The organism is Dactylosporangium sp. NPDC050588 (genome assembly GCF_040654975.1).
Lineage (GTDB): Bacteria > Actinomycetota > Actinomycetes > Mycobacteriales > Micromonosporaceae > Dactylosporangium > Dactylosporangium maewongense.
In genome coordinates, this window is record NZ_JBFAJA010000082.1 from 12,462 (window position 1) to 36,646 (window position 24,185).

The following is a 24,185-nucleotide window of genomic DNA, read 5'->3' on the forward strand; positions in this document are numbered from 1 at the left end:
GTGAGCACGGGATGAGCGCGGACCCCGGGCCGCCAATCACCCAGCGGTGAGCACGGGATGAGCGCGGACCCCGGGCCGCCAATCACCCAGCGGTGAGCACGGGATGAGCGCGGACCCCGGGCCGCCAATCACCCAGCGGTGGCGACGGCCCGGTCCGTGCCGCGAGTAGCGTGAGGCGTGGTGACAGTCGGTGGCGCTCGTTGCGGTTCGGGCGCCACCTCCTCATCCGGGCGCGCGTGACGCGATCCCGGCCCGCTGGACGCACGGCGTCCCGGTGCGACATCGACTGCGACATCGACGACGCGAGGAGGAACGACGGGTATGACAGCGGCCCCGGATGCCCGGCACCGCGCCGTCGGATAGCTCGCGGCGATGATCTACGTCCTCGCGGTGTGCGCCGCGGCGCTGAGCGGCGTCGGCAACGCCATCCAGCAGCGCGCGGCGGTGCGCGCACCGGCCGGCAGCGCACTGCACTGGCGGCTGCTGGCGTACCTGCTCCGGCAGCGGCTGTGGCTGGCCGGTCTCGCGATCGCCGTGGCCGGCAACATCATGACCGGGGCATCGCTGGGTCTCGGCACCGTCACGCTGGTGGAGCCGCTGACGGTCACGTCGCTACTGTTCGCGCTGCCGGTCGCGGCGATCTGGAGCCGGTACCGGCTCGGCCCCCGCGAATGGATCGGCGCGCTCGCCGTCGTCCTCGGCCTGGCCGCCTTCCTGGTGGCCGGCCAGCCGGAGCCGGGTCAACGGGCGGACGCCCCGCTGTGGCAGTGGGGGCTCGCCGCCGGGGCGATCGGGTCGATCACCTGGGGGCTGGTCCACGTGGCCCGGCGGATGCGGCCGCAGCACGAGGCGTCGGTGCTCGGCGTCGGCGCCGGCATGCTGTTCGGGCTCCAGGCGGCGCTGACCAGCACCGCCGCGCACCGGCTGTTCGACGCCGGGCTGCCTGCGGTGCTGACGTCCTGGACGCCGTACGCGGTCGTGGCGGTCGCCGCCGTCGGCATCCTGCTGGCCCAGAGCGCGTACAAGCTGGCGCCGCTGTCGGTGTCCTATCCGGCGGTGACCGCCGCGGAGCCGCTCGCCGGGGTCGCCATCGGTGTCAGTGTGCTCGGCGGCGCGTTGCAGGTCGGGCCGCTGCTGATCGTCGCGCAGGTCGTCGCGCTCGCGGTGATGGTCGCCGGCGTCTACGCGGTGGCCGCCTCACGGCTGGTCGAGGCGCACCACCAGCACCGGTTCCACGCGCCCCATCTGCGGGTCGGGATCGGTCATCACCGCTGAGCGGGGTGCCTGCGGACCGGGTCCGCCAGGCCGTCGAGGACCGCGGCGGTGATCCCTGCCGGGTCGAGTCCGTAGCGGCGGAGCAGCTCGTCGCGGCCGCCGTGCGGCACGAACCTGGTCGGCAGCCCGAGTGTGCGCACCGGCGTGGTCACGCCGCGCCGGGACAGGTACTGCGCGAGCGCCGCGCCCACCCCGCCGTCGCGGACGCCGTCCTCGACGGTGACCACCAGGCGGTGCGCGCGGGCCAGGTCGGCCAGCGCCGGGTTGACCGGGCGCACCCAGCGCGGATCGACGACGGTGCACTCCTCACCCGTCGCCGCCACCAGGTCGGCCGCCCCCGTCGCGGCGGTGGCCAGTCCGCCGACCGGCACCAGGAGCGTGGCCGCCCGGCGGGGTGCGCGGAGCAGGTCCAGGCCCTCGACCCGGGTCACCGGTGTCACGTCGGCCATCACGTCGGCCTTCGGGAACCGCACGACGGTCGGGCCGGGGTCCGCCACCGCCTCGCGCAGCGCCCGGCGCAGCGTGGTCGCGTCGCGCGGCGCGGCGATCCGCAGGCCGGGGACGACGCCGAGCATGGCGAGGTCCCACATGCCGTGGTGGCTGGGCCCGTCCGGGCCGGTGATGCCGGCGCGGTCGAGGACGAACGTGACCGGCAGGCGGTGCAGCGCCACGTCGAGGAGCACCTGGTCGAACGCTCGGCCGAGGAACGTCGCGTAGATCGCCACGACCGGGTGCTTGCCGCCGAGCGCGAGCCCGGCGGCGGCGGTGACCGCGTGCTGCTCGGCGATCCCCACGTCGACCACCCGGTCCGGGAACACCCGGCCGAGCGCGGCCAGCCCGGTCGGGCCGGTCATGGCCGCCGACACCGCGACCAGGTCCGCGCGCTCGGTGAAGAGGTCCAGCAGCTCGTCGGAGAAGACGTCCGTCCAGGTGCGCGCGGGCGGCCTGGACGGGCGTCCGGTGGCCGGGTCGCTCACCGGCACGGTGTGCAGCTGGTCGGCCTCGTCGGTCTCGGCGGGCGGAAACCCCAGGCCCTTGCGGGTCACGCAGTGCACCACGACCGTCCGCCCGCAGGCCCGGGCCTGTTCCAGGGCCGCGTCGAGGGCGGCCGGGTCGTGGCCGTCGACGGGGCCGAGGTAGGCCAGGCCGAGCGCGCCGAACAGGTCACCACCGCCACCGTCGCCGCTCCGGAGCCGTTCGAGGTGCGCGGCGACGCCGCCGGCGGTGGGCGCGTAGGACCGGCCGTTGTCGTTGAGCAGGATCACGACCCGGCCGGGCGACGCCGACAGGTTGTTGATCTCCGCCGCCAGCCGGACGAGCTTCTCGTGGTCGAGTGCGCGGAGGTCCTCGGGGCCGGTGATCAGGTCGAGCAGCGGCCCGGGCCGGCAATGATCCGGTGGGTCTCCGGAGTCGATCACTGGGCATCGTCCTTTCTGTGTGAGCGTCAGCTCGTCTCCGGTCCGCGCTCCGGCGCCGGGCCGGCGTGTCCGTTCGCCACCTGTTGCTGGTGGATGTCCGACCGGGTGGTGCTGGCCAGCCAGATGCCGCCGATCATCGCGAGCCCGGCGACCACCTGGATCGCGAGCCGCGGCCCGTCGGTGGCGATCTGCTCGTGGAACGCGGTGACCCCGATCGCGACGCCGACGGCGGGGTCGACGATGGTGATCGCCATGAGCGGCACGGCGATCCGCGAGCTCTGGAAGGCGTTCTGGTTGAGGATCACCGCGGCGAGCCCGACGACGATGAGCGCATAGGTCTGCCCGCGGGTGAGGACGGCGATCGGATCCACGGACAGCTGCTCGGTCAACGCCTTGAGCAACGACGCGGCGATGCCGTAGAGCAGGCCGCTGGCGACGCCGAGCAGCACGGCCCGCAGCCCGTTGTGGGCGAACACCGTGCCGGCCAGGCACACCCCGAGTATCGGCCCGGCCCACAGCGCGACCCCGAGCCAGTCCTTCACCGACGGCTCGGTGATGCCGGGGCGGGGGTCGGCGGCGATGAGGAACGCGGCCAGGCTGGCGCCGCCGAGCGCCACCACGGCGTAGTCGCGGGTGTGGACGGGTCGCCGGTTGAGCGCCGCCGCCAGCGGAATGGCCAGGAACAGGCCGGTGATCAGCAGCGGCTCGACGAGGATGAGCGGCCCGAAGGTGAGTGCCACGGCCTGCAGCGCGGTGCCGATGCCCTCCGGCACCCAGGCCAGCAGCCATCTGGGCCGCTGCACCAGCCGCAGGAGCAGCCGGGGATCGAGCGGCGGCGCCCGCTCCTCCTTCTTGGCCTCGCTCTGCTCGAGCGCGGCACCGACGGCGAAGGCCGCCGCCGAACCCAGCGCCGCGACGACCGCGACAGCACTCATGACGCCCGCTCGGGGGTGTCATCCGAGTGCATCGGCACCCGCGAGCGTCGGCCGTCCGCGTGCGGCGATGCCGGCGATGCCGACCGCCGGATCCGTGGCGAACAGCGCCATCCCGGCGTCGCGGGACCGCCGGCCCCGCTCGCCACCGGAGGCCTCGGCCAGCGCCCGCCCCAGCTCGTCCGGGCCTCGCACGAGCGTGGTCACCCCGGCCTCGGCCATGGTGGCCGCGCTCGCCTTGCCGTGGCCGGGCAGCGGCCGGTACGTGAGCACGGGCAGCCCGCTGGCCATGGCCTCCAGCGCGGTGAGCCCGCCGCCGTTCTCCACGAGCACGTCGGCGGCGCGCAGCAGCTCCGGCATGTCGTCCACCCAGCCGAGGACGTGCCCGGTGCCGGCCCGCGTCATCCGGCGCCGCAGCGCCGTGTTGTGCCCGCAGACCGTGACCGGGATCGCCGCGCCCGTGGCCGCGATCTCGGCGGCCGCCGGCGCGACCTCGCCGACCCCCCAGGCGCCGGCGACGAGCAGCGCGAGCCGGCCGTCCGGCGGCAGGCCGAACCGCTGCCGGGCCCGCAGCTTCGCCGCGGCGGACGCCGGGCGGCACCGCGGGGACACCACCCGGCCGGCCACCCGGACGTCGCCCGCTCCGTGGGCGAGCGCCAGGAGTCGGCCGGTCTCGTGCGCCACGAAGTGGGCGTCGACGCCGGGGGAGAACCAGATCGGATGCGCGGCGAAGTCGGTCAGGTAGGTGATCACCGGCACGGTGAGCCGCCCGTCGCGGCGCAGCGGGCCGAGCAGCTGGCTGGCGATCGGGTAGGTCGACACGACCGCGGCGGCGCCGGCGGGCAGCGCCCGCAGCATCCGGGAACGCACCGGGCGCAGCAGGGCGCGGATGACCGGCCCGGCACCCCGGAACCGGCAGGCGATCGCGAACAGGCCGTCGTAGATCCACGGCAGCCGCAACAGCAGGCCGTGGTACGTGCCGCGCAGCAGCCGCCCGAGCCGCCACGGGAACACGTCCGTGACGTCCAGGCAGTCGACCTGGAAGCCGTGATCGCGCAGCCGGGCCGCCAGCTCGCGGGTGGTGCCGTCGTGCCCGGCGCCGACGCTGGCGGAGATCACCACGATGCGGCGGTGCGGGTCCGTGTGGACCGGACCAGACTCGGTGGTTGACACGACAGGCGATCTACCGCGAAACCGTGCGGTTCTAACCGCCGGGCGTCGCCGGAAGCTCGCGGAAAGGGAGATCCGATGCGGATCGCGGGCCGGGTCGCGCTCGTCACCGGCGCCTCCTCGGGTCTGGGCTGGGCGGCGGCGCTCCGGCTCGCCGACGCGGGCGCGCGGCTCGTCCTGCACGGCCGGGACCGGCGGCGGTTGTCGGCGCTGGCCGGGCGCACCGGCGGGCTGCCGGTGCAGGGCGACCTCGCCGACCCGCAGGAGGCGGACCGGCTGGCCGCGGAGGCGCGGCGGCTCGCCGGCGGGGTGGACATCCTCGTCAACAACGCCGGCGTGGGCTGGGCCGGGCCGTTCGGCGGGATGACGCCGCCGGACATCGACCGGCTGGTCACGGTCAACCTGGTCGCGCCGGTGCGGCTCACCCGGGCGCTGCTGCCGGCGATGTGCGCCCGCGGGGACGGGTGCGTGATGTTCGTGACGTCGATCGCCGGCCGCACGGGCGTGGCCGGCGAGGCGGTCTACGCGGCGACCAAGGCCGGCCTCGACACCTTCGCCGAGAGCCTGCGGCTGGAGACGCGGGGCTCGGGCGTCGAGGTCGGCGTGCTCGTGCCGGGCGTCGTGCAGACCGAGTTCTTCCGGCGCCGCGGCCGGCCCTACGAGCGCAGCAGACCCCGGCCGCTGCCCGTGGACCGGGTCGCGGACCTGCTGGTCCGGGCGATCGTGACCGGCAGCGCCGAACGTTACGCGCCCGGCTGGTTGCGGCTGCCGGTCGCGGTCCGCGGGGCGGCCCCCGGCCTGTACCGTCGGCTGGCCGCCCGGTTCGGCTGACGCCGCCGCCTGCCCGGTGCTACCCGGTGCGCAACGCCCGCAGCGACTGCTTGAGCGACGACATCGTCGCCAGCACGGCCGTCGGCTCGTAGCCGCAGTGGGCCATGCAGTTGGCGCAGCGCGCGTCGCGGCCCCGGCCGTAGCGCTCCCATTCGGTCGACTCCACCAGCTCCCGGTAGGTGGCGGCGTATCCGTCGGCCATCAGGTAGCAGGGGCGCTGCCAGCCGAACAGCGAATACGACGGCACCGCCCAAGCGGTACACGGGAAATCGACCCGGCCTTCGAGGAAGTCGAGGAACAGCGGCGAGTGGCTGAGGCGCCAGCGCCGCCGCCGGCCGTTGGCGAACGCCTCGCGGAACAGCTCGCGCGTCTGCTCCACGCCGAGGAAGTGCTCCTGGTCCGGGGCCTTCTCGTAGGCGTACGCCGGGGAGATCATCATCTCGTCGACCCGCAGCTCGTCGTTGAGATGGTCGAGCACGTCGATGACGGTCTGCGGGGTGTCGGTGTTGAAGAACGTCGTGTTGGTCGTGACCCGGAACCCGCGCCGCTGCGCCTCCCGTACGGCGGCCACGGCCTCGTCGAACACGCCGTCCTTGCACACCGAGGCGTCGTGACGGTCCCGGAGGCCGTCGATGTGGACGGTGAACGCGAAGTACCGCGACGGCCGGAACTTGTCGATCTTCTTCGGCAACAGGACCGCGTTGGTGCACAGGAACACGTACTTCTTGCGCTTGACGAGCTCGGCGGCGATGGTGTCGATCTGCGGGTGCATGAGCGGCTCGCCGCCGGCGATGGACACCATCGGCGCGCCGCACTCGTCGATCGCGGCAAGCGCCTGCTCGACGGACATGCGGCGCTTGAGGACGTCGGCCGGGTGCTCGATCTTGCCGCAGCCGGCGCACTTGAGATTGCAGGCGAACAGCGGCTCCAGCTCGACCAGCAGGGGAAACTTTTCGCGGCGCCGCAGCTTCTGCGCGACCAGGTACCGGCCGATCCGCAGTCGCTGCCGTAGTGGAATGCTCATCGCCGTACCTCCTTGGGCAACATGAACTCGACGTCCTCGCTCGCCGCGGTGTGCTCGTGGGCGGCCCGCGCGCCGAGCCCGGACAAGGCGCGGACGACCTCGTCGACGAGGACGGGTGGTGCCGAGGCGCCGGCGGAAACGCCGACGGTGTGGATCCCGGCGAGCCACCGCAGGTCGATGCCGCCCGCGCCGTCCACCAGGTGTGCGGGCGTCCCGGCGCGTTCGGCGACCTCGACCAGGCGGCGGGAGTTGGACGAGTTGCCGGATCCGATGATGATCATCGCCCCGCAGGCCGCCGCGACCTCGGACACCGCGAGCTGCCGGTTGGTCGTGGCGTAGCAGATGTCGTCGGACGGCGGGGCGGCCAGGTCCGGGAACCGGTCCCGCAGCACCGCGACGACGTCGGCGACGTCGTCGACGGCGAGGGTCGTCTGCACCAGGTAGGACACCCGTCGCGGGTCGTCGACGCGCACCTGCTCGGCGTCCCGGACGTCCTGGACGAGGCGGATCCGGTCGGGTGCCTCGCCGAGCACGCCGTCGGTCTCCTCGTGACCGGCGTGCCCGATGAGCAGGACGGTGTCGCCGTGGTCGGCGAACCGGCGGGCCTCGCTGTGCACCTTCGTGACGAGCGGGCAGGTGGCGTCGATGGCGTCCAGCCGCCGGTCGGCGGCGGCCGACCGGACCGCGGGCGAGATGCCGTGCGCAGAGAACACGGTCACGGCTCCCTTCGGGACGTCGTCGATGTCCTCGACGAAGACGGCGCCCCGCGCGGCGAGGTCGGCGACCACGTGCGTGTTGTGCACGATCTGCTTGCGGACGTACACCGGCGGCCCGTGCAGCTCGAGGGCGCGTTCCACGACGAGGATGGCGCGCTCGACCCCGGCGCAGAACGATCGGGGCGCGGCGAGCACGACCCGGCGGAGCGTGGTGGCGGCCGCCCACTCGTCCAGCCCGGCGGCCACGGCCGGCAGGGCCGCCAGCGCCGTGCGCAGCTGCCTCAGGGTGCCCGGCCGGACCAGCGCACCGGTGTCGGCGACGACCCGCACGCAGGCCGCGGGCCGGTCCGCCGGCCAGTCCGTGGGCCGGTCGGTGGGCCCGGCGAGCAGCCAGGTCGACTCCAGGTCCACCGCCAGCGCACCGGTGGCGGCGAGCCGGTCCCGCGTCGTCCCCCCGACCGGCCACTCCGTGCTGACCACCGGGCCGGTCCGGACGGTGAGCCCGCGCCGGCGCAGCGCGCCCGCGAGCAGGCCGGCCGCGGGGAGCACGGTCGTCCCCGGCGGACAGGTGGCCCCCGGGGCGGTCCGTACCTCGGTGGCCACGACGACGTCGCCGGGCTTCAGCGTCGGGTCCAGCCCGCCGCCGACACCGGCCACGGCGAGCGCCCCGGCGCCGGTCATGGCGGCCGAGCGGGTGGCCCGTTCGGACCGGCGGCGCCCGACACCGGTGTGCAGGACGGTGCCGGCCGAGCCGGGCAGGGCGCGACGCAGCTGCGCCGCCTCCATGCGCATCGGTGCGCAGAGCACCCAGTCACCGTCCGCCCGCTGCCGTGCCGGCGCGCTCATCGGTCCTCCTGCGGGGCGTCCCGCAGCACGCGGCCGAGGGCGCTGATCGGGAACACGAGCCGGTACAGGTGGTAGTTGATGTAGAAGTCGCCCGGGAAGCCGGTGCCGGTGTACTGCGGCTCGTCCCAGGTGCCGTCGGGGCGTTGGGTCCGCAGCAGCCACGCGACCGCCCAGCGCGCGGCGGGTGAGCGGTGCTGGCCGGTGGCGTGCAGCGCCAGCAGGGCCCAGGCGGTCTGCGACGCGGTCGAGGTCCCGCGCCCGCGCATGGCCTCGTCGTCGTAGGAGCGCAGGTCCTCGCCCCACCCGCCGTCACCGTTCTGGTGCAGCAGCAGCCAGTCCGTGGCCCGCACGATCGCCGGGTGCCGCGGCCGGATGCCGGCGGCGATCAGGGCGGGGACGACGCAGCCGACGCCGTACACGTGGTTGGCGCCCCACCGGCCGAACCAGGAACCGTCGGGCTCCTGGGCCCGCATCAGCCATCGCACGCCGCCGCGGGTGACGGCCGAGCCGGCCAGGCCCTGGGCGCACAGCGCCTCCACGATGTGGGCGGTGACGTCGGCGCTGGGCGGGTCGATGACCTCGCCGAAGTCGCAGAACGGCAGCTCGGCGACGAGCGCTCGGTCGTTGTCGGCGTCGAAGGCGCCCCACCCGCCGTCGCGTGACTGCATGCCGGCCAGCCAGCGGGTGGCCCGGTCCAGCACGGCGTGGTCCCGCAGCGGGGTTCGGCGCAGCGCCAGGATCACCTCGGCGGTGTCGTCGGTGTCGGGGTATCCGTCGTTGTCGAACTCGAACGCCCACCCGCTCGGCGGGACGCCCGCGCGGCGCACGGCCCAGTCGCCGCGGGTGGTGATCTCCTGCCCGACCAGCCAGCTCCCGGCACGGGCGAGCGCGGGATGGTCGTGCGGGACCCCCGCGTCGGCGAGCGCCGTGACCGCGAGCGCCGTGTCCCACACCGGCGACTGGCACGCCTCCAGCCGGCGGATGGTCCCGTCGGGTGTCCGCTCCCGGACGGTGAACCGCTCCAGTCCCTCGATCCCGGCCCGCAGCACCGGATGCGTGAGCGGATAGCCGAGCAGGTGCAGGGCGATGAGCGAATACACCCACGGCGGCTGGATGCCGCCCCAGGAACCGTCGGCCTCCTGCCGGGCCACGATCCACTCGGCGGCGCGGCGCAGCGCGTGGCGGCGCACCGAGCGGGCGGCGACCCGCTCGTAGCCGCGCACAGCCAGGTCGAGGCGGTGCAGCCAGCCGGTCCGGCGCGACAGCGGCGGCGGTGGTGGCGGCCGCAGCCCGGTGCGCAGCTCGGGCAGCGAGAAGCCCAGCGACCGGACGGGCCGGGTGGCCCGCACGACCGACAGCGGCACGATGGTCTGCCTGGCCCAGCACGCGAAGTCGTACACGTTGAACGGCATCCACGCGGGCAGCAGGACGAGCTCCGGCGGGATGGCGGGCACCTGGTGCCAGGGCCACTCGCCGAACAGCGCCAGCCAGATGCGGGTGAACACGCGGCTGCGTTCGACACCGCCGTGGTCCCGGACGAACGCGGACGCCGCCGCCATGTGCGGCGCGTCGGGCGCGTCGCCGGCCAGCCGCAGCGCCGCGTACGCCTCGATGGTGGTGGACAGGTCGCCCGGCCCGCCGTGAAATGTCGCCCAGGCGCCGTCGTCGAGCTGCCGGGAGCGGATCCAGCGGGCCGTCTGCGCGGTCAGCTGCTCGTCGCAGATGCCGAGGAACCGGCGCAGCAGCAGGTCCTCGGCCTCCATCGTCACGTTGGTCTCCAGCTCGCCCTTCCACCAGCCGGCCGCGTCCTGCAGGCCGAGCAGGTGTGCCGCCGCCCGGTCCAGGCCGGCCCGGGCCCGGTCGTAGAGCTCGTCGACGGCGGGGACCTGCGTCAGCACCTGGGTCATCAGTGGTCCCGTCCCGTCACCAGGCGGGCGAGGTCCACCAGGTCGTCGTGCACGTCCGCGGGCAGCTCGAGCGCGGCGAGCTGGTCCAGCGCGCGGGCCAGGTGCCGGTCGGCCTCGTCCTGGACCCAGTCCCGGGACCCGCACTCCTCCAGGAGCCGGCCGGCGGTCGCGAGGTCGGCCTCCTGCAGCTCCTCCGCGGACGCGAACAGCGACCGGAAGTCGTCGCCGGCGGCGGTACCGGAGGTGAGCGCGTGCACGATCGGCACCGACTTCTTGCGCGCCCGCAGATCGGACCCCACCGGTTTGCCGGTGCGCGCGGGCTCGCCCCAGATGCCGAGCTGGTCGTCGACGAGCTGGAAGCTCATCCCGAGGTGCGTGCCGAAGCGGGACAGGCCCTGGGTCAGCGCCGCGGGCGCGCCGCACAGCAGCGCCCCCAGCGTGCAGGCGCACGACATCAGCGCCGCGGTCTTGTCGGCGGACATCGCGAGGGCCTCGTCGAGGCTGACGTCGTCGCGGCGCTCGAACTCCAGGTCGGCGGCCTGCCCGGCGATCAGCCGCTGCACGTCCGCGTCCAGCCGCCGGGCCGCCTGCGCGCTGCCCGGCCGGCCGTCGCCGGCGAGCGCGTCGTGCGCGAGGACCATCAGGGCGTCGCCGGCGAGGATCGCCGCGGCGGTGCCGAAGACCGCCCAGGCGGTGGGGCGGTGGCGGCGCATCGTGTCCTGGTCCATGACGTCGTCGTGCAGCAGCGAGAAGTTGTGGGCGAGCTCGACGGCGGCGGCCGCGGCCGCGCCCTGCTCGGGCGGGTGACCGGCGGCGCGGGCCGACAGCAGGGCCAGCGCCGGGCGGATGCCCTTGCCGCCGGCGGCGGTGGGTGCCCCGCCGGCGTCGCAGTAGCCCAGCTGGTAGGCGCCGACGCGCTGGTTGCGGGGATCGAGGCGACCGAGGAGGTCCCTGATCCGGGGCTCGACCAGGACGGGCACCTGATCGAGGCAGGCGACGGATGCGATGGTCAACGGGTGCCCTCCAGGTTTCGGTTCGAACACATGAGGTGGGCGAGCACGACGTCGGCGGCGCGGTGACCGCTGCGGACCGCGCCCTCCATCGTGTCCGGCCACCCCGTGTCGGTCCACGCGCCGGCCAGGACGAGGCCGGGCAGGCGGGTCGCCGCGCCGGGACGCAGCGCGCGGGTGCCGGGAGCCTGCCGGAACGTGGCGTGCGGCTCGCGGGTGACGAACGTTTCCAGCACCCGCGCCGACCGCGCCGCCGGGAAGAGCCCGGCGACGGCGGCGGCGTAGGTGACGGCGAGCCGCCCGGCGGGCACCGTGATGGTGTCGTCCGCGGCGGAGATCGAGACCACGAGGTACTGGCCGTCGGGCATCGCCGGCGGCGTACGGTCGAACACCCACTGGACCGGGGACTCCACCGCCGCGGCGAAGGGCAGGCGGGTGACGACCGAGTCGTAGCGCAGGTGGACGTTCACGATCGGGGCGCTGCCCAGCCCTTGCCAGCCGGCCCGGTCGTCGCAGGCCGCGGCCGGCACCAGCCGCGCGGCCGCGGTGTGCGGCACGGCCAGGACGACCGCGTCGGCGGCGAGCTCGTCCCGGCCCGCGCGACCGGCGGCGCCGCCGATCGCGACCCGGAACCCGGTGGTGTCCGGCTCGACCCGCTCCACCCGTCGCCCGGTGTCCACCCGCACGCCGAGCCGGGTCAGCAGCCGCAGCGCGGGACGGCCGTGCAGGCTGGACAGCGGTGCGATCGGGCGCCCGATGTCACCGGCGTCGGCCCGCTCCAGCAGCCCGGTCCGGAACACCCGCGCGGCGAGGGCCAGCGACGCCTGCTCCGCGGGGGTGTTGAGCGCCGCGACGGTGATCAGGTCCCACAGCCGGCGCACCGCGCGGGAACCCTGGCCGTGGTCCGCGAGCCAGCCGCCGAAGCTGATCCGGTCGTTGCCCGGATCGTCGGGATCCACGGCGCGCAACGCGTTGGCCGCCGTGATCGCGCGCCACCGCTCCCGGACGTTCAGCAGGGAGTACCCGGCCAGGGGCGGGAGCAGGTGGGCCGGGGCGGGCAGGCCACGGGCGCGGGCCAGCACGTGCGGCGCCCGCCCGGGAGCCAGGACCGGCACGGAGAACCGCGGCTGCAGCCGGGTCAGGCCGGTGCTGCCGAGGCGGTCCAGGAGGTCCCGGTACCGCTCGTAGCAGCGCAGGAACACGTGCTGCCCGGTGTCCACGACGAGACCGCCGTGGTCGAACGAGTACGTCGCCCCGCCCAGCTCGGCGCGCCGCTCCAGCAGCGTCACCCGGTGTCCGGCGTCCGCGAGGCGGACGGCGGCGGTGATGCCGGCGAGCCCGCCGCCGACGACGCACACCTCGCGGCCCGCGTCCGCCGCCGGCGGGCCCGGCGTCATGCCGTCCGCCTGACGAGCGCGCGGACGGCGACCGTGGCCTTCGCCCGGGACGGCAGCGACAGCCGCGTCCGGGTGACGGCCATCGGGTCGCTCACGATGCGGGCCAGCAGCCGGTGGTAGATGCCGGCCATGGCGGCGGTGCAGGCGGCGCTGCGGGCGTCCAGCATCGGCAGCAGCCGCAGGCCGGTCTCGTACCACCGCTCGGCCCGCTCGGCCTCGAAGCGCACGAGGGCGCTGAACCGGTCGGGCGGGTCGGCGAAGCCGTCACCGTCGGGCTCCAGGTTGCAGCCGAACCGGTCGAGGTCGTCCTTGGGCAGGTACACGCGGCCGTTGTGGCGGTCCTCCCGCAGGTCGCGCAGGATGTTGGTCAGCTGCAGGGCGATGCCGAGCGCGTCGGCCAGCTGGGCGGCCCGTCCGGGTGCGCCCGTGTCGAACACGCCCAGCGACAGGCGGCCGACGGAGCCGGCCACGCACCGGCAGTACCACAGGAGGTCGTCGATGGTGGCGTACGTGGTGCCGCGGACGTCGGCCGCGCAGCCGTCGATCAACTCGTCGAAGGCTTCCAGCGGGATGGGCAGCCGGCGCGCGGCGTCGTGCAGGGCCAGCAGCACCGGGTCATCGGCGGCCGCCTCCGGCAGGCGGCGCAGCGACTCGCGGACCCGGTCGAGCCGGGCCAGCTTCTCGTCCGCGGGCAGGTCGCCGTCGCCGATGTCGTCGATGCGGCGGGCGGTGGCGTACACCGCGGACAGCGCGCGTCGCTTGTGCCTGGGTAGCAGGCGGATGCCGTAGGAGAAGTTGCGGGCCTCCCGGCCGGTGATCTCCTCACACCGCCGGTACGCCTCGTCGACGGTCGCGGCGGCGCTCACCCGATGCTCCTGGCCATCGCGGCCAGCCAGGACGCCGCGATGTCACGCCGGCGCGGGCGTGGCGGTCCGGGCAGCGGGTCGTATCCGCAGCGCTCCAGCGCCCGCAGCGTCGCGTACCCGCCGGCGAGATAGCCGCCGACCGCCACCCGGGCCCAGCCGTGCAGCGTCGCGAGCAGCGGTGCGCCGGCGTCCAGCCACGCCTTCGCGCGGTCGGCCTCGAACCGGACGGCCGCCCGCAGCGCGCCGCTCGCCGTGGCCGCGGCCAGGTCGGTCTCGGGCACGCCGAACCGGTCGAGGTCCGCCGCGGGCAGGTAGACGCGGCCGCGCCGGTGATCCTCCGCGATGTCCTGCAGGTGCTCGACGACCTGCAGCGCGGTGCAGATGCGGCCCGACAGCTGTACCTGTGCCGGACCCGCCTGGTCGAACACGTGCAGGACCAGCTCGCCGACGGGGTCGGCGGACAGCGAGCAGTACCGCACGAGCTCCTCGACAGTGGCGTAGCGGGTGACGACCTGATCGACGCGGTTCGCCTCGATCAGCCGCAGCAGCGGCCCGGCGGGCAGCCGGCACGCGTCCACCGTGGGGGCGAGCGCGCACAGCACCGGGTGCTGCACCGGCCGCCCGTCGTACAGCCGATGGACCTCCGCCTCGAACACGTCGAGCATCGCCGTCCGGTCGGCCGCGGTCACCCCCACGACCGGCTCGTCACCCAGGTCGTCGACGAACCGGGCGTAGCGGTACAGCGCGAACAGGTGCCCGCGGGTGGCCCTGGGCAGGATCCGCAGCGCCACCGGGAAGTTCTCCGCCCGGGCCCGCGCCTCCAGCGGCACGGGTGCCGCCGGCGCTCTCGTCGCACTGCTCATGTCAGGCGCCCGCCCCGGCGCAGAAGGTGGTTTGTGACGCCGCGAAGGTCTCCGTGCCGCACATGGCGGCGCGCTACCCGCAATCACGCCCCCGTAACCGGCACCGCCGCCCGGCGCGACGGCCGTCTCGCACGTGGCGGCCCGTCACGGGACGTGCTGGCTCATCCGGGCGAGTCGCAGGCCCTGCCGCTCGCACTCGCCGGCGACCGCGGCCAGCGCGCCGAGGGCCGACCGCCAGGCGCCCGGAGCCGCCGCACAGTCGCTGTCGTGCAGCAGCAGGGTGGCGCCGCCGCGGATGCCGCCGGACCGGAGGTGGGCGAGCACCGTGCCCGGGGTGGCGCCGGCCTCCCAGTCGCGGCCCCAGGCGCTCCACAGCACCGGACGCAGGCCGAGCCGGGCCGCCGCGAGCAGGCTCCCCGCGGAGAGGATGCCGTACGGCGGCCGGAACCAGGCGGGCCGGACCCCGCACGTCCCGGCGATCAGTTCAGCGGTCCGGGCGAGCTCGTCGTAGACCTGACCCGGCGTCATCCGCAGGTGATCGCGGTGGGTCCAGCCGTGGACCCCGATCTCGTGCCCGTCCTCCTGGATCCGGCGCAGCAGGCCGGGTGCCTTCACCGCCATGGCACCGAGCACGAAGAAGGTCGCGGGGACGCGCAGCCGCGCCAGCGACCCCAGGAAGGCCGGCGTGGACGCGGGGTCGGGGCCGTCGTCCAGGGTGAGCGCGACGGTGCCCGGGCCGCCGGCGCCGCTCAGCGCCCGCAGGCGCCGGCGGACCAGGGGCAGCGCCGTCACCGCGGGCCCGGCGTGCAAGGCCACGACGGCCGCGGACACGCCTGCCGCCAGAAGCCGTCTGTGCATGCGGCACCTCCACGCTCGCCCTGTGGCGGGGACGGCTACCCGGTGGCGTGACCTCGAAACGGCGGGCCGTCGCGGGTGAGGTTCGGAGACCCCGGACCGGGTACGGCGGCCACATGCGACCGGACTCGGTGCGGCTGGCCGCGCGCGTGCCCGGGTGGCTGCTGACCGCCGCCGCGGTGACCGGATGCCTGCTCGTCCTGGGCGCCGGCGTCTACGCGCTCATCCACGTCCTCGTGGTGATCGCTCCCGTCGTGCTGGCGGTCGTGGCGGCGCTGCTGCTCGGCGCGCTCCTCGGCCCGCTGACCCGGCTGCTGCGGTCGCTGCGGCTGCCCGCCTGGCTGGCCTCGCTGCTGACGGTGCTGCTGCTCCTGCTCGTCCTGCTCGGCAGCCTGGTGCTGATCGGCGTGCGGGTCGTGAGCCAGTTCGGCGACCTGCGGCGGCAGCTGACCGCCGGCGTGGGCCGGCTGCACGAGCTGCTGGTGTCCGGCCCACTGCACCTCGACGCCCAGCAGATCACAGGACTGACGAACGCGGCGGAACGGGCGCTGCGCAGCGCGATCCCCGGCCCGGCGGCAGCGGCGAGCGCCGCCGAGATCCTCACCGCGAGCGTGCTGACCCTGCTGCTGCTCTTCTTCGTGCTGCGGGACGGACCGACGGCGTGGCAGCGGGCCACCACGCTCGTGCCGCCGTCCCGCCGGGCCAGGGTGACGGCCGCGGCGGCAGCAGGCTGGCACTCCGTCACCTTGTACGTGCGCGGCATCGTCGTGATCGCCTCGGTGGACGCGATCGGCATCGGCATCGCCCTGATCGTGCTGCGCGTCCCGCTCGCCCTGGCGCTGATCCTGCTGACCTTCATCGCCGCCTTCGTGCCGATCGTCGGCGCGACCGTCGCCGGCGTGATCGCCGTGGCAGTGGCCTTCGTGACCCGCGGCCCGACCACCGCCCTGCTCGTCCTGGCAGCAGTGCTCCTCGTCCAGCAGACCGAAGGCCACCTGCTGCACCCAATGGTCATGCGCCGGGCGGTCCGCCTCCACCCGGTGGTGACCCTGCTCGCCATCGGCGTGGGCACCCTCCTCGCCGGCATCGCGGGCGCCGTCGTCGCGGTGCCGACGTGCGCCTTCGTCTACCACGCCGTGGCCGGCTACCGCGCCGCCGCACTGGCGGAATCAGCCCCACCCGCCCCACCCGCCGACACCGACACCGACCCCGGCGGCGACCCGTGACACGACGCCGTGTGCGCTCGCCTCCGTCAGGCAGGCGAGTCGAAGGGCGGCTCACCGAGCGCGTGCGCAAGCCGGTTGACCACTTCGTCGGGCGTGAAGTCCCATCCCGTCAGACGCTGGCCGCTCCAGTTGATGCCGACCCGGAAGTTGTCCTTGGCGAGGTCTGGCAGCTCTTTGGTCCGCCAGGTCTCCAGTGCCATCGACACCGGACGGAACTGCGCCCCCCAGATCTGCGCCGCGCGTCGCGCGCGGGACTCCGACGACCAGTACGGGAACGCCCGCTCACCCGTGGACAACAGCGGCGCGGGGCTCCCCTGGTCGTCTCGGACCCACCAGACCGTCCGGTGCTGAGCGACCTCACGGAAGAACGCCGCTGCTTGTGCCCCGCTCGTGCTCACAGGTGTCCTTCCTCGCCGGATTCACGACAGTGCTTGCCCGCGCCGCCCGCCGACACCGACAGCGCCTCGTGACACGGCGCTGGGCGTCTACTCGCCGCCGTCCACGCGTTCGCCACCCTTCCGCCTGTCAGGGCGGGCAGGATGCATGGCCGCTTGCCCCATCAGGTTCGACTGAGCCGCGGCGTAAGCATTGGCCTTGTCGGGAAGCAGCTCAGCCATTCGCTCAAAGAATGCCCTTCCAGCGGTGCTGATAACTCGATCGAACTCTACGTTGTCCACACTCCCACGACGCACCTGTTCGCCGACTCGAGAGGCGATGACGACTCGGGAGGGCCGAAGCTGGGCCGCGTGCATGCGACCCGCGCACATTCGACGCCTTGGTTGCCAATTCTCGCGAATTGGCAACCAAGGCTAGTGCCGATGCTACCGGCGCCCGCTGAAGAGGTGGGAAGCGCGCAACAGCGCACCGTTAGGCCTCTCCTGATTCGTTGGGCGTGTCGGGCTTGTAGCAATCCGGTGGCTGCTCAATGCCGTTCCAGAAGATCCAGAGACGACCACAGGTGGGACAGCGAAACGCCGATCTGCAAGCCATGTAGATCTCTTCAGCATCTACGATGCCTTCAAACCTATCGAATTCGATGTCCGAAATAATCTTCCACTCTGTTTCATTTGGAATGAACCCGCTCGTGTGGATGATCGTAGCGCAGGCGCAGCGGAATTTCGCCATCACGGCATCACCTCAATTCGGCCTACGCGCCCACCTGTTCCCGCGATCCTTGCTTCGATGTTGGCAAGCTGGCTCGGTGGACCTGGAAGCGTGCGCCGTACTCGTCATCAACAGCCCTTCGAGCGTGAGCATTCGTCTCGAACAGGGTGAGGGTGAGTCCCCCGGCGACCGGCCGGGTCAGGGGCCGGTTTCGCCTGGTCGGACGGTGCCGGCGGCGGCCCTCGGGGGTCGATGGCGCCGCCGGGCGGACGACACGCGACGCCTCAGCGGCGCGCTGCCGTCACACGGGTCACCGGCGTCAGGCCTTCGGGCGGCGTGTGAGGACGGTCATGGCCGCAACGACTCAGGGCCGCGAGTAGTCATCCGTTGTCGGTTACTACTTCCGGGCCCGTCGGGTAGGGGCTCGCCGTGCAGGACATGTCCGACGCTTCGCGAGGTGGTCTCGGTGGGCAGGTATGTCGGGCCCGGTGACGGCCGGGTTCCGGGCTTGGCTGCTGTCGGGGATCAACGACCGGTCGCTGCAGCACGCGGGTCCGGGTGCCAAACCGGCTGCGGACCGTCGGCACTCGTGGTGGAAGGTGATGTGCCTGACCGGGGTGGACTACTTCTCCACACTGGGCTACCAGCCGGGGATCGCCGCGCTCGCCGCGGGGCTGCTGTCGCCGGTGGCGACGGTGGTGCTGGTGCTGGTCACGTTGTTCGGGGCGTTGCCGGTGTACCGGCGGGTGGCGCAGGAGAGCCCGCACGGTGAAGGGTCCATCGCGATGCTGGTGCGGCTGCTGCCGTTCTGGCAGGGGAAGCTGTTCGTGCTGGTCCTGCTGGGGTTCGCCGCCACCGACTTCGTCATCACGATGACGCTGTCCGCGGCGGACGCGACCGCGCACCTGGACGAGAACCCGTTCTGGCCGGCGGCGCTGCGCGACCACGAGGTCCTGGTGACGCTGGTCCTGCTGGTGCTGCTCGGCGCGGTGTTCCTCGTCGGGTTCACCGAAGCGGTCGGCATCGCGGTCGCGATCGTCGGGCTGTACCTGACGCTGAACCTGGTCGTGGTCGTCGAGGGCCTGTGGCTGATCGTGAGCCGCCCGTCGACGGTCACCGACTGGTCGGCGGCGTTGACCGCCCAGCACGGCAATCCGCTGCTGGTCGTGGCGATCGCGTTGGTCGTGTTCCCGAAGCTGGCGCTGGGCCTGTCCGGGTTCGAGACCGGTGTGGCGGTGATGCCGCACGTGCGCGGTGACCCGGCCGACAGCGAGGAAGCGCCGGCCGGGCGGATCCGTGACACCAGGAAGCTGCTCACCACGGCCGCGCTGATCATGAGCGGGTTCCTGCTCACCACCAGCGTCGTCACCACGGTCCTGATCCCGCCGGCGGAGTTCAAGGCGGGCGGGAAGGCTGACGGCCGGGCGTTGGCCTACCTGGCGCATGAGCACCTCGGTCCGGTCTTCGGCACGGTGTACGACCTGTCCACCATCGCCATCCTCTGGTTCGCCGGCGCGTCGGCGATGGCCGGCCTGCTGAACCTGGTGCCCCGGTACCTGCCCCGCTACGGCATGGCACCTGACTGGGCCGGGGCGGTGCGGCCGCTGGTCCTGGTGTTCCTCGTGATCGCGGTCGTGATCACCGTGTACTTCCGGGCCGACGTCAACGCCCAGGGCGGCGCCTACGCGACCGGCGTCCTCGTGCTGATCACCTCGGCGGCGGTCGCTGCCGCGCTGTCCGCCCGCCGGCACCACGAGCACCGCAAGTTCGTCTCGTTCGTGGTCATCGCCGCCGTCCTCACGTACACCACGATCGCCAACATCGCCGAACGCCCGGACGGGGTGAAGATCGCCGGGTGTTTCATCGTCGGCATCGTGCTGGTGTCGGTGCTGTCCCGGATCGACCGGTCATTCGAGCTGCGGGTGACCGACCTGCAGTTCGACGCGACCGCCAGCACCTTCATCCACGAATGCGCCCGGCGTACGATCCGGCTGGTCGCCAAGGAGCCCGCGCGCCGCTCGGCCCTCGACTACCGGGAGAAGCTCCAGCAGATCCAGGCCGACAACGACATCCCCGATGCCGCCGACGTGATCTTCGTCGAGGTGTCCATCACCGACGCCTCCGACTTCGCGTCCGCCGTCGTCGTGCGTGGCGAGGTCATGCACGGTCGCTATCGCGTCCTCGCCCTGCAGAACCCGGCCGTCGCGAGTGCGATCGCGGCGCTGCTGCTCGGCATCCGGGACCGCACGGGCCGGCGCCCGCACATCTACTTCGAGTGGACGGAGGGCAACCCGGCCGTCAACTTCCTCCGCTTCCTGATCTTCGGGCAGGGTGAGGTCGCACCGGTCACCCGCGAGGTGCTGCGCCGGCAGGAGCCCGACCGCATCCACCGGCCGCACGTCCACGTCGGATAGTAAAAGCGACGTCAGCCCGCCGGGCGCCTTGGACGCTCCTGCCCGGCGACGGCCAACGAGTCGGCCAGGCCGCTGCGCCGCAGGCGTTCATGCGCGGTCGCGCTGACGGCGGCGACGACGAGCCGGTATCCCACCTGCCCCCCGACGCGCAACGCGGCCGCCAGCGCGCCCACGCCGGCGGAGTCGATCCACGTGACCTCGGTCAGGTCGACGCCCACCAGCGTCGGATACCACTCCAGCGCCGCGGCGAGGGCACGGTGGAACACCGCCACCCCGTGACTGTCGAGCATGCCGTGCAGCACGATGAGCACCCGCCCAGCGGTCTCATTTTGCACCTCGAACGACAGAGCCACCGCGCTCTCCCTCACCGGTGAGGAACCCGAGTCTGACCCTAACGGCGAACGTCCTCACTTAGTAACACCAGCAAGTGCTGGCTTTGTAAATTGTTCGAACGGTCCTTCTTGTCAGGGCTGTCGTTCTGCGGTGTGGGCGGCGTGGGCGGCGTTGAGACGCTCAAGGGGGCCCGGGCCGTGGCGCGGCTTCGGCGGGGCGTCCAGGTGGCGCTCCCGGAGCTCGTCCATGAGCTCCTCGATGAACGCCGGACCCTCGTCGCGCATGAGCTGCTGCCGGGTCCGCAGCTCGTCGCTGCCCTGGCGCCAGTCGAGGCCCCAGTTGCCGAGGGCGTAGATGATCGGCAGCGTCTGGATGCCGGCCTCGGTGAGGCTGTAGCGGGCGCGCTGCCCCCGGAACGCGGTGCCGCGGGTGAGGATGCCCGCCTCGACCAGCCGCACGAGGCGGTCGGCGAGGATGTTCGAGGCGATGCCCTCGATCGACCCGGTGAGCAGCGCCCGGAAGTAGCGGCGGTCGCCGAAGATGACGTCGCGCAGCACGAGCATCGACCAGCGGTCCCCGAGGACCTCGACGGCGGCGTTGACCGGACACCCGGACCGTGGTTCCACGACTCCTCCTTGACAGGTGATTCGCCACCAATATAGTGGTTGCAGAACGCAACCACTATAGGGTGAGGGTGAGGATGGGCCACTTCGTCTACTGGATGAACGTGTCGCTCGACCTGCGGATCGAGCAGGTTCCCGGGGACAACGGTGCCGGCGAGTGGCTGCGCATCGACGAGCAGCTGCACCGCGAGTTCAACGCGCGGGCGCGAGCGCTCGCGCTCATGGTCCAGGGCCGCGTCGTCTACGAGACGATGGAGGAGTACTGGCCACGGGCCCGCGAGGACGCGTCGCTGCCGGACGTCATGCGCGAGTACGGCGAGATCTGGACCACCGCGCCCAAGGTGCTCGTCTCCCGCACCCGGCACACCGCCGGTCACAACACCCGGGTCATCGGCGGCGACGACGCGATCGAGCAGCTCGCCGCCCTCCGGGCCGAGACCGACGGCGCCATCGGGGTGGGCGGCGCGACGCTCGCCACGCAGCTGCTGCGGGCGGGGCTCCTCGACGAGCTGCTGCTCTTCACCCATCCCACGATCCTCGGCTTCGGCCGGCCGCTGTTCGACGACTACGACCTGCCGATCGATCTCGACCTGCTGGAGCAGCGTTCGTTCGAGCACGGCGTCACGATGCATCGCTACTCGGTGCGCGACGCGAAGAAGGCGGGCTCGTGCTGACGCGGGTCGCGGACGGTGTGCTGGTCCACGAGAGCGAGTTCCTGAAGAGCAACGCCATCGCCGTGCAGAGCGGCGCCGGCGTGCTGCTCATCGACCCCGGGGTGCAGGACCACGAGATGGCCTGCCTCGCGGCAGACCTGTCCACCTCGGGTCAGACCGTCGTGGCCGGCTTCTCGACCCATCCGCACTGGGACCACCTGCTCTGGCACGCCCAGCTCGGCGCGCCCCCGCGGTACTGCACGGCCAGCTGCGCGGACAGCGTCCGGGAGGAGCTGTCCGACCCGGACGCGAAGGCCGACATCACCGCCCACCTGGCCGAGACGGAGATCGCCGGCCAGGTCCCGCTGGACCTGTACGGCCTCGTCACCGCCCTGCCCGCAGAGACGGCGCGGATCCCATGGGACGGCCCGCGGGTCCGGATCATCGAGCATCAGGCGCACGCCCCGGGCCACGCGGCGCTGCTCATCGAGGAGCGCGGCGTGCTCGTCGCCGGCGACATGCTCTCCGACGTCCTGATCCCGATGCTCGACCTGCACGGCGCCGCCGCCGACCCGGTCGAGGACTACCTCGCCGCGCTGCGGCTGCTGGAGGACGTGGCGGGCGACGCCGGCGTCGTCGTCCCCGGCCACGGGTCGGTCGGCGGCGCCGGTCAGGTGCGCGCACGGATCGAGCTGGACCGGGCGTACGTGCTCGCCCTGCGCGAGGGCCGGGTCCCCGACGACCCGCGGATCGGCCCGTCGGCCAAGCCGGGCTGGGAGTGGGTCAGCGACGTGCACAACGGCCAGGTCCACCGCCTCGCCGCCCGAAGCTGACGACCCGTGCGGCAGCACCGGCCACGGGGCGGTGCTGCCGCACCGCGGGCGACGGTGGGTCAGCGGCTGCCCCAGTAGTCGGCGAGGCCATAGAAGCCCTGGTTGAACGTGATGTGCCGGGCGAGGAACACCGCCAGCGGCCGGTCCGTCTCCATCAGCGGCGCGAGCCGCTCGCCGGCCTCCTCGATGAGCGCGGCCAGCCTGGCGTCGACCACCTCCCGGTCGACGCCGAGCAGCAACGCGTTGACGTCGCCCCACGTCACGTCCCGCTGGTAGGTGCCGTAGTCGTTGAGGATCCGGATGATCCGCTGGACCAGCCGGCCGGCGTCGACCAGCGCGCTGGTGTCGGTGACGGGTGCGTCGGTGGTGGCGATCCAGTGCGACAGGAACACCAGGGAGTAGCCGAACTCGGCGCCGGCGAGGTATTCGTCCAATGTGGGCAGTGCCGCGGCGGGGTCGGCCTTCCACTGCCAGTCGCGGGTCATCGACTCGAGCATCCTGCGGACGTCGTCCTGCCAGATCTCGGCGAGGCCGGGGAACGCCGGTGAGGTGGCGAGCTCGGCGCGGATGTCGGCGAGGAGGCCGGCCAGCTCGTCGCCCGCGGGGGCCGGGCCGCCGTCGACGACGGCGAGGCAGCGGGCCACGATCTCGTCGATCTCGGCCCGGGAGGTGGCGAGGAGGTCCATCAACCGGTCGACCGCGAAGATCCACATCGTGATCCGGTTGGCGGGGCGGAGCCGGCCGGCGTCGAGCCACGGCGCGCAGAACGTGTTCGCCAAGGCGATCGTACTGAAGAACGGGCCGTCGAACGGCTTGGCGGGGAACAGCTCCGGATACGCCCCGGCGCAGGCGATCAGGTCCCGCTGGACGTGGCTGGCGACGGCGCAGACCGCGCCGGCCTCCCTCGGCGCGAGGAGATCAGCGATCGCGGTCACCGCATGATCATACGGTCAGCCGACCGGCGCCGGCTCCTCCGAGGCGATCACGTGCTGCACCAGGCTGATCAGCCCCTGCTTGGCGCTCTTGCGGTTCCGCGCGTCGCACAGGACCAATGGGACCTGCGGGTCCAGGTCGAGCGCCATCCGCACCTCCTCCGCGTCGTACACGGGCGCGCCGTCGAAGCAGTTGACGGCCACGATGAACGGCGTGCCGTGGCGTTCGAAGTAGTCCACCGAGGGGAAGCAGTCGGCCAGCCGCCGGGTGTCGGCGAGCACGACCGCACCGATCGCGCCCAGCGCCAGCTCGTCCCACAGGTACGAGAACCGGTCCTGGCCCGGGGTGCCGAACAGGTACAGCACCAGGTCGGACGTGATGGTGATCCGGCCGAAGTCCATGGCCACGGTGGTGGTCGTCTTCGCATCGACGCCGGACGTGTCGTCGATGCCGACCCCGACCTCGGTCAGCCGCTCCTCGGTCGTCAGCGGCTCGATCTCGCTGACCGCGCCGACGTACGTGGTCTTGCCGGCACCGAACCCTCCGGCGATCAGGATCTTCACCGTGGAGGGCAGCAGCCCGCCGCCCGCGGCCGGTTCAGAGAGCGTTGAGACCATTGATGACCGCCTTGAGTAGGTGGTGACGTTGCGGCTGCGCGGCCGGCCTGGGGCCGCTGGTCAGGATCAGCCCGGCGCCGAGCAGGTCGCCGAGCAGCACCCGCACGGTGCCGAGCGGCAGGTGCAGGTGCGCCGACACCTCGGCCACGGACAGCGGCCGCTGGCACAGGTTCAGGATCGCGGCCTGCTCCGGCGGCAGGTCGCCGCGGATCGAGGCGGCCGGTTGCGTGGACACGACCACCGCGATGAGGTCGAACTCGCCTTCCGACGGCCGGGTGCGACCCTGTGTCATCGCGTACGGCCGGACGAACGGCCCGGCCTCGTCGTCAGCCCAGCCGG

General features: G+C 73.5%; 24 protein-coding genes and 1 pseudogene. 6 read left to right on the forward strand and 19 right to left on the reverse strand.

Features of this window, described 5'->3' with window-relative positions; all coding sequences use genetic code 11:
• The first annotated feature begins 372 nt into the window (after positions 1-372).
• Positions 373-1,275 carry a DMT family transporter gene (locus AB0I21_RS43215; RefSeq protein ID WP_360569545.1) on the forward strand — a complete coding sequence of 301 codons (903 nt, stop codon included), beginning with the start codon at positions 373-375 and terminating at the stop codon, positions 1,273-1,275.
• Here the strand turns inward: AB0I21_RS43215 and AB0I21_RS43220 are convergent.
• From AB0I21_RS43220 to AB0I21_RS43230, 3 genes are read right to left on the reverse strand one after another with little or no spacing between them, the layout of a single operon-like run.
• Positions 1,266-2,693, reverse strand: coding sequence for a transketolase C-terminal domain-containing protein (locus AB0I21_RS43220; RefSeq protein ID WP_360569547.1), 1,428 nt, complete (start codon positions 2,691-2,693; stop codon positions 1,266-1,268). The genes AB0I21_RS43215 and AB0I21_RS43220 overlap by 10 nt on opposite strands.
• A gap of 26 nt (positions 2,694-2,719) precedes the next feature.
• Positions 2,720-3,628, reverse strand: coding sequence for a DMT family transporter (locus tag AB0I21_RS43225; RefSeq protein WP_360569549.1), 909 nt, complete (start codon positions 3,626-3,628; stop codon positions 2,720-2,722).
• Positions 3,629-3,646: 18 nt separating this feature from the next.
• Positions 3,647-4,798 (reverse strand): glycosyltransferase, encoded by a 1,152-nt coding sequence (locus tag AB0I21_RS43230; RefSeq protein WP_360569551.1) that lies wholly within the window; start codon positions 4,796-4,798, stop codon positions 3,647-3,649.
• Positions 4,799-4,873: 75 nt separating this feature from the next.
• On the opposite strand from AB0I21_RS43230, the gene AB0I21_RS43235 reads away from it, so the two are divergent.
• Entirely contained in the window at positions 4,874-5,626 is a 753-nt protein-coding gene (locus tag AB0I21_RS43235) for an SDR family NAD(P)-dependent oxidoreductase (protein ID WP_360569553.1), read from the forward strand.
• A 19-nt stretch (positions 5,627-5,645) separates the two neighbouring features.
• Here the strand turns inward: AB0I21_RS43235 and hpnH are convergent, their stop codons facing one another.
• The 9 genes and pseudogenes from hpnH to AB0I21_RS43280 all read right to left on the reverse strand — a co-directional run bounded on the left by hpnH (position 5,646) and on the right by AB0I21_RS43280 (position 15,113).
• Positions 5,646-6,650, reverse strand: a complete 1,005-nt coding sequence (gene hpnH / locus AB0I21_RS43240) for an adenosyl-hopene transferase HpnH (protein WP_360569555.1) — start codon at positions 6,648-6,650, stop codon at positions 5,646-5,648.
• Complete coding sequence (ispH, locus tag AB0I21_RS43245; RefSeq protein ID WP_360569621.1) at positions 6,647-7,600, reverse strand: 4-hydroxy-3-methylbut-2-enyl diphosphate reductase; 954 nt, start codon at positions 7,598-7,600, stop codon at positions 6,647-6,649. The genes hpnH and ispH overlap by 4 nt, the downstream gene beginning before the upstream one ends.
• A 174-nt stretch (positions 7,601-7,774) precedes the next feature.
• Positions 7,775-8,212 (reverse strand): annotated as a pseudogene (locus tag AB0I21_RS43250) (hypothetical protein); the annotation flags it as partial.
• Positions 8,209-10,119, reverse strand: a complete 1,911-nt coding sequence (gene shc / locus AB0I21_RS43255; RefSeq protein ID WP_360569557.1) for a squalene--hopene cyclase — start codon at positions 10,117-10,119, stop codon at positions 8,209-8,211. The pseudogene AB0I21_RS43250 and the gene shc, both read right to left, overlap by 4 nt.
• Positions 10,119-11,132, reverse strand: a complete 1,014-nt coding sequence (locus AB0I21_RS43260; RefSeq protein ID WP_360569559.1) for a polyprenyl synthetase family protein — start codon at positions 11,130-11,132, stop codon at positions 10,119-10,121. The genes shc and AB0I21_RS43260 overlap by 1 nt, the downstream gene beginning before the upstream one ends.
• Positions 11,129-12,526, reverse strand: coding sequence for a hydroxysqualene dehydroxylase HpnE (gene hpnE, locus AB0I21_RS43265; RefSeq protein ID WP_360569561.1), 1,398 nt, complete (start codon positions 12,524-12,526; stop codon positions 11,129-11,131). The genes AB0I21_RS43260 and hpnE overlap by 4 nt, the downstream gene beginning before the upstream one ends.
• On the reverse strand, positions 12,523-13,392 hold the full coding sequence (gene hpnD / locus AB0I21_RS43270; protein WP_360569563.1) for a presqualene diphosphate synthase HpnD: 870 nt from the start codon (positions 13,390-13,392) through the stop codon (positions 12,523-12,525). Before hpnD ends, hpnE begins: the two co-directional genes overlap by 4 nt.
• Entirely contained in the window at positions 13,389-14,255 is an 867-nt protein-coding gene (gene hpnC, locus AB0I21_RS43275) for a squalene synthase HpnC (protein WP_360569565.1), read from the reverse strand. Before hpnC ends, hpnD begins: the two co-directional genes overlap by 4 nt.
• A gap of 144 nt (positions 14,256-14,399) precedes the next feature.
• Positions 14,400-15,113 carry a polysaccharide deacetylase family protein gene (locus tag AB0I21_RS43280; protein ID WP_360569567.1) on the reverse strand — a complete coding sequence of 238 codons (714 nt, stop codon included), beginning with the start codon at positions 15,111-15,113 and terminating at the stop codon, positions 14,400-14,402.
• A gap of 113 nt (positions 15,114-15,226) precedes the next feature.
• Between AB0I21_RS43280 and AB0I21_RS43285 the strand changes: the two genes are divergently transcribed.
• Entirely contained in the window at positions 15,227-16,336 is a 1,110-nt protein-coding gene (locus tag AB0I21_RS43285) for an AI-2E family transporter (protein ID WP_360569569.1), read from the forward strand.
• 26 nt (positions 16,337-16,362) lie between these two features.
• Here AB0I21_RS43285 and AB0I21_RS43290 read toward each other — a convergent pair whose 3' ends face one another.
• Positions 16,363-16,734, reverse strand: a complete 372-nt coding sequence (locus tag AB0I21_RS43290; RefSeq protein WP_360569571.1) for a DUF2750 domain-containing protein — start codon at positions 16,732-16,734, stop codon at positions 16,363-16,365.
• 469 nt (positions 16,735-17,203) lie between these two features.
• Positions 17,204-17,464 (reverse strand): hypothetical protein, encoded by a 261-nt coding sequence (locus AB0I21_RS43295; protein WP_360569573.1) that lies wholly within the window; start codon positions 17,462-17,464, stop codon positions 17,204-17,206.
• Positions 17,465-17,928: 464 nt separating this feature from the next.
• Here AB0I21_RS43295 and AB0I21_RS43300 point away from each other — a divergent pair, with 464 nt between their 5' ends.
• Positions 17,929-19,854, forward strand: coding sequence for an amino acid transporter (locus AB0I21_RS43300; protein ID WP_360569576.1), 1,926 nt, complete (start codon positions 17,929-17,931; stop codon positions 19,852-19,854).
• Between the two features lie 11 nt (positions 19,855-19,865).
• Here the strand turns inward: AB0I21_RS43300 and AB0I21_RS43305 are convergent, their stop codons facing one another.
• Both AB0I21_RS43305 and AB0I21_RS43310 read right to left on the reverse strand, forming a co-directional pair.
• Positions 19,866-20,207 carry an STAS domain-containing protein gene (locus AB0I21_RS43305; RefSeq protein ID WP_360569578.1) on the reverse strand — a complete coding sequence of 114 codons (342 nt, stop codon included), beginning with the start codon at positions 20,205-20,207 and terminating at the stop codon, positions 19,866-19,868.
• Between the two features lie 111 nt (positions 20,208-20,318).
• Positions 20,319-20,813 carry a helix-turn-helix domain-containing protein gene (locus tag AB0I21_RS43310; RefSeq protein ID WP_360569580.1) on the reverse strand — a complete coding sequence of 165 codons (495 nt, stop codon included), beginning with the start codon at positions 20,811-20,813 and terminating at the stop codon, positions 20,319-20,321.
• Positions 20,814-20,887: 74 nt separating this feature from the next.
• Here AB0I21_RS43310 and AB0I21_RS43315 point away from each other — a divergent pair, with 74 nt between their 5' ends.
• Both AB0I21_RS43315 and AB0I21_RS43320 read left to right on the forward strand, forming a co-directional pair.
• Entirely contained in the window at positions 20,888-21,484 is a 597-nt protein-coding gene (locus AB0I21_RS43315) for a dihydrofolate reductase family protein (protein ID WP_360569582.1), read from the forward strand.
• The gene (locus tag AB0I21_RS43320) at positions 21,478-22,296 is read left to right on the forward strand and encodes an MBL fold metallo-hydrolase (RefSeq protein ID WP_360569584.1); all 819 of its coding nucleotides are present in this window, start codon (positions 21,478-21,480) and stop codon (positions 22,294-22,296) included. Before AB0I21_RS43315 ends, AB0I21_RS43320 begins: the two co-directional genes overlap by 7 nt.
• A 59-nt stretch (positions 22,297-22,355) precedes the next feature.
• On the opposite strand, the gene AB0I21_RS43325 is transcribed toward AB0I21_RS43320, so the two are convergent.
• The 3 genes from AB0I21_RS43325 to AB0I21_RS43335 are packed head-to-tail and all read right to left on the reverse strand — an operon-like array spanning position 22,356 to position 24,138.
• Positions 22,356-23,231 carry a terpene synthase family protein gene (locus AB0I21_RS43325; RefSeq protein WP_360569586.1) on the reverse strand — a complete coding sequence of 292 codons (876 nt, stop codon included), beginning with the start codon at positions 23,229-23,231 and terminating at the stop codon, positions 22,356-22,358.
• A gap of 15 nt (positions 23,232-23,246) precedes the next feature.
• Entirely contained in the window at positions 23,247-23,846 is a 600-nt protein-coding gene (locus AB0I21_RS43330; RefSeq protein ID WP_360569588.1) for an ATP/GTP-binding protein, read from the reverse strand.
• Complete coding sequence (locus tag AB0I21_RS43335) at positions 23,827-24,138, reverse strand: DUF742 domain-containing protein (protein ID WP_354900875.1); 312 nt, start codon at positions 24,136-24,138, stop codon at positions 23,827-23,829. The genes AB0I21_RS43330 and AB0I21_RS43335 overlap by 20 nt, the downstream gene beginning before the upstream one ends.
• Between the last annotated feature and the right edge of the window lie 47 nt (positions 24,139-24,185).

Excerpts from the sequence above, each read along its gene's own strand:
- AB0I21_RS43215 (WP_360569545.1), top strand. The coding sequence starts at position 373 with ATGATCTACGTCCTCGCGGTGTGCGCCGCGGCGCTGAGCGGCGTCGGC.
- AB0I21_RS43225 (WP_360569549.1), bottom strand. The coding sequence starts at position 3,628 with ATGAGTGCTGTCGCGGTCGTCGCGGCGCTGGGTTCGGCGGCGGCCTTC.
- AB0I21_RS43235 (WP_360569553.1), top strand. The coding sequence starts at position 4,874 with ATGCGGATCGCGGGCCGGGTCGCGCTCGTCACCGGCGCCTCCTCGGGT.
- hpnH (WP_360569555.1), bottom strand. The coding sequence starts at position 6,650 with ATGAGCATTCCACTACGGCAGCGACTGCGGATCGGCCGGTACCTGGTC.
- shc (WP_360569557.1), bottom strand. The coding sequence starts at position 10,119 with ATGACCCAGGTGCTGACGCAGGTCCCCGCCGTCGACGAGCTCTACGAC.
- hpnE (WP_360569561.1), bottom strand. The coding sequence starts at position 12,526 with ATGACGCCGGGCCCGCCGGCGGCGGACGCGGGCCGCGAGGTGTGCGTC.
- hpnC (WP_360569565.1), bottom strand. The coding sequence starts at position 14,255 with ATGAGCAGTGCGACGAGAGCGCCGGCGGCACCCGTGCCGCTGGAGGCG.
- AB0I21_RS43280 (WP_360569567.1), bottom strand. The coding sequence starts at position 15,113 with ATGCACAGACGGCTTCTGGCGGCAGGCGTGTCCGCGGCCGTCGTGGCC.
- AB0I21_RS43285 (WP_360569569.1), top strand. The coding sequence starts at position 15,227 with ATGCGACCGGACTCGGTGCGGCTGGCCGCGCGCGTGCCCGGGTGGCTG.
- AB0I21_RS43315 (WP_360569582.1), top strand. The coding sequence starts at position 20,888 with ATGGGCCACTTCGTCTACTGGATGAACGTGTCGCTCGACCTGCGGATC.
- AB0I21_RS43330 (WP_360569588.1), bottom strand. The coding sequence starts at position 23,846 with ATGGTCTCAACGCTCTCTGAACCGGCCGCGGGCGGCGGGCTGCTGCCC.
- AB0I21_RS43335 (WP_354900875.1), bottom strand. The coding sequence starts at position 24,138 with ATGACACAGGGTCGCACCCGGCCGTCGGAAGGCGAGTTCGACCTCATC.